At 70.8% G+C, this 12094-nt stretch carries 11 protein-coding genes; 5 read left to right on the forward strand and 6 right to left on the reverse strand.

Features of this window, described 5'->3' with window-relative positions; genetic code table 11:
* Positions 1 to 3 precede the first annotated feature (3 nt).
* Positions 4 to 774, reverse strand: coding sequence for an SDR family NAD(P)-dependent oxidoreductase (locus tag QRN26_RS09595; RefSeq protein WP_285036369.1), 771 nt, complete (start codon positions 772 to 774; stop codon positions 4 to 6).
* A complete protein-coding gene (locus QRN26_RS09600; protein WP_285036370.1) occupies positions 771 to 1682 on the reverse strand; it encodes a fumarylacetoacetate hydrolase family protein in 912 nt (303 codons plus the stop codon). The genes QRN26_RS09595 and QRN26_RS09600 overlap by 4 nt, the downstream gene beginning before the upstream one ends.
* Positions 1683 to 1864: 182 nt before the next feature.
* Here QRN26_RS09600 and QRN26_RS09605 point away from each other — a divergent pair, with 182 nt between their 5' ends.
* From QRN26_RS09605 to QRN26_RS09620, 4 genes are read left to right on the forward strand one after another with little or no spacing between them, the layout of a single operon-like run.
* On the forward strand, positions 1865 to 3154 hold the full coding sequence (locus tag QRN26_RS09605) for an L-fuconate dehydratase (RefSeq protein ID WP_285036371.1): 1290 nt from the start codon (positions 1865 to 1867) through the stop codon (positions 3152 to 3154).
* Positions 3147 to 4100: an aldo/keto reductase gene (locus tag QRN26_RS09610; RefSeq protein WP_285036372.1), complete on the forward strand. Its 954-nt coding sequence runs from the start codon at positions 3147 to 3149 to the stop codon at positions 4098 to 4100. Before QRN26_RS09605 ends, QRN26_RS09610 begins: the two co-directional genes overlap by 8 nt.
* Positions 4100 to 4939: an amidohydrolase family protein gene (locus QRN26_RS09615; protein ID WP_056009066.1), complete on the forward strand. Its 840-nt coding sequence runs from the start codon at positions 4100 to 4102 to the stop codon at positions 4937 to 4939. The genes QRN26_RS09610 and QRN26_RS09615 overlap by 1 nt, the downstream gene beginning before the upstream one ends.
* A 49-nt stretch (positions 4940 to 4988) precedes the next feature.
* Positions 4989 to 5405, forward strand: coding sequence for an RbsD/FucU family protein (locus tag QRN26_RS09620; protein WP_056009064.1), 417 nt, complete (start codon positions 4989 to 4991; stop codon positions 5403 to 5405).
* A gap of 18 nt (positions 5406 to 5423) precedes the next feature.
* Here the strand turns inward: QRN26_RS09620 and QRN26_RS09625 are convergent, their stop codons facing one another.
* From QRN26_RS09625 to QRN26_RS09640, 4 genes are all read right to left on the reverse strand, one after another.
* Positions 5424 to 5834 carry a hypothetical protein gene (locus QRN26_RS09625; RefSeq protein ID WP_056779342.1) on the reverse strand — a complete coding sequence of 137 codons (411 nt, stop codon included), beginning with the start codon at positions 5832 to 5834 and terminating at the stop codon, positions 5424 to 5426.
* Positions 5831 to 6928, reverse strand: a complete 1098-nt coding sequence (locus QRN26_RS09630; RefSeq protein WP_285036373.1) for a serine hydrolase domain-containing protein — start codon at positions 6926 to 6928, stop codon at positions 5831 to 5833. The genes QRN26_RS09625 and QRN26_RS09630 overlap by 4 nt, the downstream gene beginning before the upstream one ends.
* Positions 6929 to 6954: 26 nt before the next feature.
* Positions 6955 to 7527, reverse strand: coding sequence for a helix-turn-helix domain-containing protein (locus QRN26_RS09635; RefSeq protein WP_056779339.1), 573 nt, complete (start codon positions 7525 to 7527; stop codon positions 6955 to 6957).
* A gap of 64 nt (positions 7528 to 7591) precedes the next feature.
* Positions 7592 to 9058, reverse strand: a complete 1467-nt coding sequence (locus QRN26_RS09640; protein ID WP_082455938.1) for an MFS transporter — start codon at positions 9056 to 9058, stop codon at positions 7592 to 7594.
* A 159-nt stretch (positions 9059 to 9217) separates the two neighbouring features.
* On the opposite strand from QRN26_RS09640, the gene QRN26_RS09645 reads away from it, so the two are divergent.
* On the forward strand, positions 9218 to 11800 hold the full coding sequence (locus QRN26_RS09645) for an ATP-dependent Clp protease ATP-binding subunit (RefSeq protein WP_285036374.1): 2583 nt from the start codon (positions 9218 to 9220) through the stop codon (positions 11798 to 11800).
* The last annotated feature ends 294 nt before the right edge of the window (positions 11801 to 12094 follow it).

A 12094-nucleotide genomic window follows, 5' to 3' on the forward strand; every position in this document is an offset into this window, starting at 1 on the left:
GCGCTACTGGGGACGCAGGCGCAGCTCCTGCATGCCACCGTCGACGGCGATCGAGGTGCCGGTCGTGGAGCCGGACCGCGGACTCGCGAGGTAGGCGACGGCGTCGGCGACCTCGGTCGCCGAGACCAGACGGCCGTGCGGCTGTCGCGCCTCGAGGGCCGCGCGTTCGGCGGCCGGGTCCGCGGCGCTGTCGAGCAGGCGGCCGACCCACGGGGTGTCGGCCGTGCCGGGGTTGACGCAGTTCACCCGCACGCCCTCGCGCAGGTGGTCGGCGGCCATCGCCCGGGTGAGCGAGAGGACCGCACCCTTCGTCGCGGAGTAGAGCGCGCGCTGCGGGAGTCCGGCGGTCGCCGCGATCGACGCGGTGTTGACGATCGATGCGGCGGGCGACTCGCGCAGGTGGGGGAGTGCCGCCCGGGCGACCCTGGCCATGCCGACGACGTTGATGTCGAAGACGCGGTGCCACTCCTCGTCGTCGTTGTCCTCCACGCTGCCCTGCGCGCCGATCCCGGCGTTGTTCACGACGATGTCGAGGCGACCGAACCGGGCGACGACGGCGTCGACGGCCGCCCGCACGGAGGCGTCGTCGGCGACGTTCGTGCGCACCGAGAGTCGGTTCTCGGAATCACCGTCCACTGCGGGGTTGAGGTCGAGGATCGCCACCTTCGCGCCGTCCGCGGCCAAGCGGTCCACGATCGCCGCCCCGATGCCGGAGGCTCCGCCGGTCACGACGGCCACGAGTCCGGTGAACACGCCCGTCTCCGAGTCGCTCATCGTCCCGTCTCCATCGCTGCGAGGGCTTCCGCGGGCTTCGCCGCCGGTGCGACTCCGGGAACCGGCTCGACGAAGCGCTGCCGCTGTCGGCCGAGTCCCTCGATCTCGATCTCGCACACGTCGCCGGCCGAGAGATAGGGGAAGCGACCCGACAGGGCGACCCCCTCCGGCGTGCCGGTGAGGACGAGGTCGCCCGGTTCGAGCTGCAGGTACTGGCTGAGGTGCCAGATCACGGTCGCGACGTCGAAGATCAGGTCGGCCGTGGTGGAGTCCTGACGTGGTTCGCCGTTGACCCAGCTCCGCAGGCGGAGCGAGCCCGCGTCGACCTCGTCCGGGGTCACGAGCCAGGGGCCGGTCGGGTTGAATCCGGGGGCGCTCTTGCCCTTCGACCACTGCCCGCCGCTCACCGCCATCTGGAAGTCCCGCTCCGACACGTCGTTCGCGGTGACGAAGCCGGCGATGCGGCCGAGGGCCTCGTCCGGGCTGTCGAGGTAGGACGTGCGCTCGCTGATGACGACGCCCAACTCGACCTCCCAGTCGGTCTTCGTGCTGCCGCGGGGGATGCGGACGTCGTCGTTCGGGCCGACGACCGTGTTCGGCGTCTTGAGGAACATGATCGGGATCTCAGGCGGCGCCGACCCCGACTCGGCGGCGTGCGCGGCGTAGTTCATCCCGATGCAGACCACGGCGCTCGGCCTCGCGATCGGTGCACCGATCCGGAGGGATGCCGCGTCGTCGAGCACGGGAAGGGCGCCCGATTCGAGTGCGGCGCGAGCCCGTTCGACACCCCCGCCGGCGAGGAACACCCCGTCAACGTCGGCGGTGATCGATCGGAGGTCGTGGGCGGTGTCGCCTGAATACACGACGGGGATCTCCTCGTCCACGGGGCCGAGTCTGGCGAAGCGCATGCTGATCCTTCCGGTTCCGCCGGGTGTCCGCAGGCGAGGGACCCGGCCTCCTAGCCGATAACGTCTGAACTCTACCCCGAGGATGTCGTCGCCAGGGGTGGATTCGCGGGTTGATCCCAGCATTGACAGCACAGACATCGGATGTTTATGCTCGGGGGCACCAGCCGAAGGAGCACACCGCCGTGAGTAGCATCATCGGATTCGAGACGCATGACGTCCGTTTCCCGACCTCGACCACCCTCGACGGTTCAGACGCCATGAACCCGGACCCCGACTATTCGGCCGCGTACCTGCGTCTCGTCACCGACGCGGACGACGGGCATGAGGGTCACGGCTTCGTCTTCACGATCGGCCGCGGCAACGACGTCGAGGTCGCCGCCATCCACGCCCTCCGCGAGCACCTCCTCGGGCGCGAGGTCGAGCCGATCCTCGACACCATGGGTGCCTTCTGGCGTGAGCTCGTCTACGATTCCCAGCTCCGCTGGCTCGGCCCGGAGAAGGGCGTCATGCACATGGCGATCGGCGCCGTCGTCAACGCCCTCTGGGACCTCAAGGCGAAACGTGCGGGTCTGCCGCTCTGGCAGCTGCTGTCCACCATGACACCTGAGCAGCTCGTCGAACTCGTCGACTTCCGCTACCTGAGCGACGTGCTCACCCGCGAGGACGCCCTCGAGATCCTCCGCGACGCGGAACCGGGTCGCGCTGCCCGCACGGAAGCCCTCCTCGCCGCCGGCTACCCCGCCTACACGACGACGCCCGGGTGGCTCGGATACTCCGACGAGAAGCTCGACCGCCTCTGCCGGGAGGCCGTCGCGGACGGCTTCGCGCAGGTGAAACTCAAGGTCGGTGGTGCCGTGGAGGACGACGTCCGTCGCCTCGCCATCGCCCGGAACGCCGTCGGCCCCGACATCCGCATCGCGGTCGACGCGAACCAGCGCTGGGACGTCGCCGAGGCGATCGACTGGATGGCGCGACTCGCTCCGTACGACATCGCCTGGATCGAGGAGCCGACGAGCCCCGACGACATCCTCGGCCACGCGGCCATCGCGCGCGGCGTCGCCCCGATCCCGGTCGCGACCGGCGAGCACATGGCCAACCGCATCATGTTCAAGCAGTTCCTGCAGGCGGACGCCCTCCAGGTCCTCCAGATCGACTCGACCCGCGTGGCCGGGGTCAACGAGAACATCACGATCCTCCTCCTGGCGGCGAAGTTCGGCGTCCCCGTGTGCCCGCACGCCGGCGGCGTCGGCCTCTGCGAAGCGGTGCAACACCTCTCGATGTTCGACTTCATCGCCGTCTCCGGCAGCGAGGATGGACGCATGATCGAGTTCGTCGACCACCTCCACGAGCACTTCGTCGAGCCGGTGGAGATCGTCGCCGGCCGGTACCGCGCCCCCCTCGCGCCCGGTGGGGGATCCGAGATGCTCGCGACCTCGATCGCCGAGTTCACGTTCCTGGGTGCCGATGCCTGAGCTGCTCGTCCCCCGCCTCGCCTACGGCGCCGCCAACCTCGGCAACCTCTACCGGGAGCTCGGTGACGACGAGGCCTGGGCGATCCTCGACGCGGCCTGGGAGCACGGGGTCCGGTTCTACGACACCGCACCGCACTACGGGCTCGGCCTGTCCGAGCGTCGACTCGGCGCCTTCCTCCGCACGAAGCCGCGCGACGAGTACGTGCTGTCCACCAAGGTGGGCCGGTTGCTCGTGCCGAACCCGGACGGTGCGGGCACGCTCGACACCGACAACGACTTCGTCGTCCCGGCGACTCTGCGACGCGAATGGGACGCGAGCGAGTCGGGCGTACGTCGCTCCCTCGACGAATCCCTCGAACGTCTGGGAATCGACCACGTCGACGTGCTCTACCTCCACGACCCGGAACGCAACGACCCGGAGTCCGGGATCGCGGAGGGCATCCCGGCGCTCGCCGCCCTGCGCGACGAAGGTCTCGTCGGCGCAGTCGGCATCGGTTCGATGGACGTCGAGGCGCTCCTCGCCGCCGTCCGCACCGGGCTGACCGACCTCATCATGATCGCCGGCCGGTTCACGCTCGCCGAGCAGCCCGCCGCGGCGGAGGTGCTCCCGGCCTGCCTCGACCACGGGGTGGGGGTGGTGGCCGCCTCGGTGTTCAACTCCGGGCTGCTCGCGCGCTCGGTGCCGGATCCGGACGGTCGGTACGAGTACGGCGCCGTCCCCTCCGAGGTCTTCGACCGCGCGGTCGCCATCGCCGAGGTCTGTCGCCGGTTCGACGTCGAGCTGCCCGCCGCAGCGCTCCAGTTCCCGCTGCGGCATCCAGCCGTGCGGACGGTCGCGGTCGGCGCCTCCCGACCCGAGCAGATGGTGCAGAACATCGAACGCTTCGAGGCGCCCATCCCCGAGACGTTCTGGGCGGAGCTCCAGGCCAGCGGACTCCTCGGCTGATGCGCACGGTCGACGCGCACCTGCACCTGTGGAACCGCGCCGACGGGTACCGCTGGCTCGACGGCGCCGACGAGGTCCTGCGTCGGGACGTCACGGCGGAGGAGGCCGGGGCCGAGCTGCGTGCGGCCGGTGTCGACACGGCGGTCCTCGTCCAGGCGGACGACACGGAGGCCGACACGGAGTTCCTGCTCGACACGGCCGAGGCGCACGACTGGATCGTCGGCGTCGTGGGCTGGGTGCCGATCGACGACGCCACGCGCGCGGAGCGCCTGCTCGACCACTGGGCGGATCGACGCGCGCTCCGCGGGGTGCGTCAGCTCCTCCACGACGACCCGCGCGACGGCCTGTTGTCCACACCGGACGCGCGTCGGCTGGCCGCGCTACTCGCCGAGCGCGACCTCGTGCTCGACGTGCCCAATGCCTTCCCGCGGCTGCTCGGCGACGCCACGGCGCTCGCCGCAGCGGTGACGGACCTGACGATCGTCGTCGACCACCTCGCGAAACCACCGACCGACCCTGCGGGGTTCGACGTCTGGTCTGCGCAGCTGACGGCGATCGCCGCGCTGCCGAACACCGTCGCGAAGGTGTCGGGGCTCAGTACGGCCGGCCGTCGGTTCGCTGCCGACGATGCCCGGCGGGCGTGGGATGTCGCACTCGACGGATTCGGTCCCGATCGGCTCATGGTCGGCGGCGACTGGCCGATCACCCTCACGAGTGGCGGGTATGCGCCCGTCTGGGCGGCGCTGACCGAACTGGTCGGCACGCTCTCACCCGCCGAACGGGCGATGCTGCTCGGTGGGACGGCCGCACGGGTGTACCGACTGGACGACGTGGCGTGACCGTGGACGGACAGCCTGACGTGATCGAAACACCGACGAGGAGGTCACCATGTTGACAGGGATCGATCCGACGCTGAGCGGCGAGCTGCTGCTGCACCTGGACGCGATGGGACATTCGGACGCGGTGGTGATCGCGGACGCGCACTTCCCGGCGGCACGGCTCGGCGCACGCGTCGTCGTCCTACCGACGCTGTCCACACCGGAGGTGCTGCGCGCGGTGCGGACGGTCATCCCGCTCGACGACGAGCCGGTGCTCGACCTCATGACGAGCGCCGACGGGACGGTGCTCGAGGTGCAGCGCGAACTCATCGCCGCAGCCGGCACGACCGAGGACGCGGTGCGGTTCGTCGACCGCTTCGCCTACTACGACGAGGCTGCGACGGCGTTCCTCATCATCCGCACCGGTGAGACCCGGAAGTACGGGAACGTCACCCTGCGGAAGGGGCTCGTGACGCCTGGCGCTTGAGCCCGCCCCGCATCGTGCTCACCAGCAGAGGGCGACGATCGCGATGCCCACGGCCGCGTAGATCCCCGCTGTGACCTGCTGACGGCGGGTGCGCGGCTCGCCGGCGGTCTCGACGGTCGCCCCGTGCTCGTCGAGCGAGCGCTTCGGCTTGGGGGCGTGCCAGGGGAGTGAGCGCCAGCGCAGGGCTGCGCCGGCCAGCCCGAATCCGGTGATCGCGACCGCGAGCACCCACACCCACGACCAGACGCCGACCGGCGAGGCGAGCGCACGGACGAGGGCGAGGATCGCGATGCTGTCGACCGCGTCGACGACCAGTCGATGGCGATCGGTCGCGGCCCACCGACCCGTCGACCACGCGTGGACGACCTGGAGGGCGACGAACCACGCGATGACGAGTGACACGACCACGGGGATGAGGAGCTCGATCATCGTCCTGCTCCGATCTGTTCGAGGAGGGCGACGCCCGCGGCGTCGACCGACTGCTGGGTGGCCGAGACGAGCACGACCGTGGTGCCGGTCGCCGGGACGACGCCGACGAAGGACGCGAACCCGCCCGTAGCACCGTTGTGCCACACGAGGTCGTCGCCGTCGATGGCCTCGCGGTCGACGATCCAGGCCCATCCGATCTCACGATCGCCGAACGCCGACTTCGGGGCGAGCGCCTCGATGCCCGGTGCGCTGCCGTCGGCCAGCCGTTCCGCGAAGCGGGCGAGATCCTCGGTGTCCGAGCGGATGCCGCCGGCAGGCCCGATCGCCGTGCCGGTCCATGCGGCGGCGGTCCGTCCGCCGGCGGTCTCACCGAGGAGGTCGCGATCGCCGAGCTCGGCCGCATCGTCCACGGGGGCCGTCGAGTCGAGCCCCATCGGACCCGTGATCCGTTCCTCGAGCAGTTGGGCGTAGCTGGTGCCGGCGGCCGCTCCGAGCGCGGCGCCGAGGAGCTCGAAGCCGAGGTTGGAGTAGGTGCCCTTCGGGGTGTCCAGGGAAGCGGACCGGGCCTGCTCGAGGAGCTGGTCGAGGTCTTCGCCGTAGGGGTTCGCCGTCGTGAGCGCGAACCAGCTCGAGGAGAGGATGGTGGAGAGGTCGATCGGGAGCCGCGGCAGCCCGGAGCTGTGGGTCGCGAGCTGCTCGAGGGTCACGGCGGCGGCGGGTGCGTCGCCGAGTTCGAGGAGTTCGCCGAGCGTGGTGTCCGGGGCGACCTCGCCGCGCTCGATGGCGTCGGCGAGCAGCAGCCCGGTGAAGGCCTTGCTGACCGAACCGATCTCGAACCGGGTGTCCGGCTGGGCGCCGATCGTCGTGGTGCGGGTGCCGTCCGGGGTGACGACGACGGCCAGGAGGGCCCGGTGGTCCGAACCGGCGAGCTCGCGGACGGTCGCCGCGAGCTCCGCGTCACCCGTCGCTTCGGCCGGGAGGGTGGACGGGCCCGGCCGGACGGCGAGGCCGATCGCGAGGGCGACGGCCGTGCTGGCCGCTGCGATGATCCAGACCCGTCTGGATCGGGACGTGCGGCGTGCAGTGGTGGTCATGCTGAGTCCTCTCCGTGGTTCGGTGGTCATTCCATGGCGGCGACGGCGACGAGCAGCGGCACCAGCCGCGTGGCCGGGACGGCGACGCGTCCTCGTCCGGCTGCCTGCAGCCACCCCGCCGCGGTGAGCACGCGGACGTGGTGGTAGATCTGGCCGGTGGTGCCGATGCCGTCGAGCTCGCCGAGCTCGGTGAGGGCCGTCGTGCCGTTCGCGACCGCGAGGAGTAGCCGGAGGCGTACGGGCGACCCGATGGCCGCGAGCCGCGCAGCGGTCGTCGCGAGCGGGACGGATGCCGCGGCGTCGGCGGAACCGGCGTCGTCGCCGAGGGCGAGGAGGTCGTCGGTCGCCCTGGCGTACTGCCACTGGACCGGTGCCCCGCCCGCGACGACGGATCCGGTGAAGAGGATAGCGCCGTGTTCGAGCGATGCGGTGCGTTGTTCGAGTCCGCGGAGCGCCCAGAACGTGTCGTCGGAGGTGGCCTTCGGCAGGACGTCGTCGGAGTCCTCCGCGGCCTCATCGTCGCCGGCCGTGCCACCGAAGACCGCGGCCTCGAGCCGACGGAGGCGTGCCTCGTGATCACCAGGGTCGACGGTCGTCATGCCCCAAGTGTACAAATAACGTAATTACGAAATCAAGAGGCGGGCTGGTGTCGCCCGCCTTGGATCACCGGCGGGCGGCGAGCCTGCCCTGCTTCGCGTGGACCGGGAGGAGGAGTCCGAGGCCCACCAGGAGCACGAGCACGATGCCGAGGATCCCCCAGAACTGTTCGCCGCCGAGGGTGACGAACAGGGCGAAGGCGGTCGGTGCGAGGAAGGAGACGGCGCGGCCGGTCGTGGCGTAGAGGCCGAAGACCTCGCCCTCGCGGCCCTCCGGGATGATGCGTGCCAGGAACGAGCGGCTCGCGGACTGCGCCGGACCGACGAAGAGGCAGAGCATGAGCCCGAAGATCCAGAAGATCGTCGCACCGCCCTCGTGCAGGAGGAAGACCGCGCTGCCGGCGATCACGAGGCCGATGAGCGACGCGACGATGACCGGCTTCGGGCCGACCTTGTCGTCGAGCAGACCGATCGTGATGGTCGCGATGCCGGCGACGACGTTGGCGGCGATGGCGAAGATGATGACCTCGCCGGGCGAGAAGCCGAAGGTGCCTGCGGCCAGGACGCCACCGAAGGTGAAGACGCCCGCGAGGCCGTCGCGGAACACGGCGCTCGCGAGGAGGAAGTACAGCGTCTGCCGGCTGTCGCGCCAGAGCTCCGCGATGCTCTTCGCGAGGACGCCGTAGGAGGCGAAGAACCCGACGTGCGGCCGGGCGACGGCCTGGGGTGCGTGGTACTCGGGCACCGCGAACAGCACCGGGAGGGCGAAGATCCCGAACCAGGCGGCCGAGACGAGCATCGCGACCCGGACGTCCATGCCGTCGTCGCCCGTCACGCCGAACAGGCCGACCTCGGGGGAGATGAAGCCGAAGTACACGACGAGCAGCAACACGATGCCGCCGATGTACCCCATGCCCCAGCCGAGGCCCGAGACCTTGCCGATGGACGACGGCGTCGAGACCTGCGCGAGCATCGCGTTGTAGTTGACGCCGGCGAACTCGAACACGATGTTGCCGACCGCGAGGAGGACAAGCCCCAGCCAGAGGAAGTCCGGATCGGGGGCGACGAAGACCAGGAGCGCGGTGATCGCGACGACGACGTAGGTGTTGAAGCCGAGCCAGAACTTCCGTCGGCCGGCCGAGTCGGAGCGCTGGCCGACGACCGGCGCGAGGATCGCGATCAGCAGGCCGGCGGCGGCGAGCGCCCATCCGAGCGAGGCGGACACCGCGGCCTCGTCACCGAAGGCGTCGCTCGTCAGGTAGACGGTGAATACGAAGGTGGTGACGACGGCGTTGAAGGAGGCGGAACCCCAGTCCCAGAGGCTCCACGCGAAGATGCGTCCCTTGCGGCCCGACTGCGCCTTCACGGCGGCGACCTGTGAGGTGTCGAGGTCGACGGTGGCCGCCGCGGCGTCCGGGTCGACGAGCGGTGGGGGCGGGAAGTTGCGGGGGCGGGATCCGAGGCGTGGCGTGTCGTCGCCGGTGCCGCTCCGCTTGCCGGTGTCGTCGGTGCCACCTGGGGGTGTCGTGCTCATGCACCGAGGCTAGTGCTCCGCGGTGAACGGCCGGTAGCGCACGGCCTTCGCGCCATTGCTGGGGGTTCACTGGGACGCGGATCGGGCCCGGGAATAGCCGGGACGGTCCCGCGTTGGACTTGAGCGTACGACACTCAAGTTTGAATCCAGGAGGTTCACGTGCCCGAAGACTTCACCCAGGGCGGCGCAGCAGCAGACGGCGGTTCGTCGTCGTTCGACGACTTCCTCGCCCGATACCTCGAGGGCGAGCGGGCGCGTTCGGCGCGCACCATCGACCTCAGCCGCTTCCTCACCTCGCGGACGCAGGAGATCCTGCAGCGCGCCGGCCGGTTCGCACTCGAACGCGGCCAGAACGAGCTCGACGCGCTCCACATCCTGCGCGTCATCGTCAGCGAGGAGCCCGCGAAGGACGCCGTCGCGCGCCTCGGCGTCGACCCCAGGACCATCGCCCGCGCCGCCGAACAGCGACTCCCGCAGGCGTCGTCGCCGAGCGTCAAGGACCCGGCGATCACGCCGTCCGCGCAGCGGGCCCTGTTCCACGCCTACCAGGTCGCCCGTGCCGCAGGCTCCACCTACGTCGACCCGGAGCACCTCTTCTTCGCCCTCGTCATCAACCAGGACTCGCCCTCCGGTGAGGTGCTCGCACGCGCCGGTGTCACGGCCGACGCGCTCACGCAGGGGATGCGCCAGACCGTCGGCGACCCCGGCGTCGCGACCGAGGACCGGAGTGACGACGACGCCGACGACCTCGATTCCGACACCCCGATGCTCGACCGCTTCGGCACCGACCTCACGGCCCTCGCGGCCGGCGGCTCGCTCGACCCCGTGATCGGCCGTGCCGACGAGATCGAGCAGACCATCGAGATCCTCTCGCGCCGCACCAAGAACAACCCGGTGCTCGTCGGTGAGGCCGGCGTCGGCAAGACCGCCGTCGTCGAAGGCCTCGCGCAGGCGATCGTCGACGGCGGCGTGCCCGAGCAGCTGCGCGGTAAGCGCGTCGTCTCGCTCGACCTGCCCGCCATGGTCGCCGGAACCCGCTACCGCGGCGACTTCGAGGAGCGCCTCACCGGCCTCCTCGACGAGATCGCGGCGAACCGCTCCGAGCTCATCGTCTTCATCGACGAGGTGCACACGGTCGTCGGCGCCGGCGGGTCCGGCGAGGGCGGCATGGACGCCGGCAACATCCTGAAGCCACGTCTCGCGCGCGGTGAGCTGCACCTCATCGGAGCGACCACGCTCCGCGAGTACCGCGGCATCGAGAAGGACCCCGCGCTCGAGCGTCGGTTCCAGCCCGTGCGCGTCGGTGAGCCCTCCATCGAGGACGCCGTCCTCATCCTGGGCGGCCTCCGTCCCGCGTACGAGGAGCACCACGACGTCCGCTTCACCGACGACGCCCTCCGCGCCGCCGTGGAGCTCTCAGCCCGCTACCTGCCCGACCGCGTCCTGCCGGACAAGGCCATCGACCTCATCGACCAGGCCGGCGCCAGGTTGCGGCTGCGGCTCGGCACGACGGTGGACGTCAGTGCCCTGGTCGAGGAGCTCGCGACCCTCGAGGCTTCGAAGAACGCCGCGGTCTCGGCCGAGCACTACGAGGAGGCCTCGCGCGTCCGCGACGAGATCACCGCGGTGCAGGCCAAGCTCGACGCCGCGTCCAACGGCCCCGGCGCCCGGACGGACAGCGCGGCCGTGGTCGACGAGACGCAGATCGCCGGCGTCGTCTCCCGCGCGACCGGCATCCCCGTCAACCGCCTGACCGAGGGCGAGCGGGAACGCCTCGCCGGCCTCGAGGACGAACTCCACGCGCGCGTCATCGGTCAGCACGACGCGGTCGCCGCGGTCTCGAAGGCCGTGCGCCGCAACCGGACCGGCATGGGCGACGCGAACCGCCCCGTCGGCAGCTTCCTCTTCCTCGGCCCGACCGGCGTGGGGAAGACGGAACTCGCCAAGGCGCTCGCCGGATCCCTGTTCGCCGACGACACCTCGGTGATCCGCTTCGACATGAGCGAGTTCGGCGAACGCCATACGGTCTCGCGACTCGTCGGCGCCCCTCCCGGGTACGTCGGCTTCGACGAGGCCGGCCAGCTCACCGAGCGCGTGCGACGCAACCCGTACTCGATCGTGCTGTTCGACGAGATCGAGAAGGCCCACCCGGACGTCTTCAACCTGCTCCTGCAGGTGCTCGACGACGGACGCCTCACCGACGGCCAGGGTCGGACGATCGACTTCCGCAACGCGGTCGTCGTCATGACCTCGAACCTCGGTTCCGAGTTCCTCGCCTCCCGGTCGGGAGCGATGGGGTTCGTCGCCGGCGGTGCGGACGACCCGACGGGCTTCGGCTCGGAGGAGGCGCTCCGTGCCCGGGTCATGGGCAAGCTGCGTGAGGCGATGCGGCCCGAGTTCCTGAACCGGATCGACGAGATCGTCCTGTTCCGGAAGCTCGACCAGGCGCAACTGCAGGAGATCGTCGGGCTCATGCTCGGCCGCACCAGCGAGCGCCTCGCCGCTCGCGGGGCGTCCCTCGAGACGACGCCTGCGGCACTCGCGCTCCTCGCCGAGCTCGGGTACGAGCCGGAGTACGGAGCCCGTCCGCTGCGGCGCCTGATCCAGCGCGAGGTCGACGACCGGATCGCCGAACTCGTCGTCGCCGGTGGGGTCGCTGCGGGCTCCCGCATCCACGTCGGCGCGGCCGACGGGGCGATCGTCGTCACCGAGCAGACCGCGGTGTTGGCGGACGCAGCGTAGGGATCAGCCCTTCGACAGGCTCAGGGACCGGACCTCCGGCCCTGGGCCTGTCGGCGTCTCCGGCCCCGGTCCCCGCCTGTCGAAGGGCGGTCCCTGAGCCTGTCGAAGGGCACCCTGGCCATCCGCTGGGAGTTGAGCCAGCAGGACTCAACTTTCTTGACGACGAAACGGGCCTTCGCTAACATTGAGTCATCGGGGCTCAAGTCTCGTGCATCATCGGCAACACCCATCCAATCAGCTCGGTGCCGAGCTCGTCGAGTCGGCCGGAAGCGGCAAGCATGCCGTCCGGGTCGA

This window comes from Plantibacter sp. ME-Dv--P-095, assembly GCF_030209365.1.
Classification (GTDB): domain Bacteria; phylum Actinomycetota; class Actinomycetes; order Actinomycetales; family Microbacteriaceae; genus Plantibacter.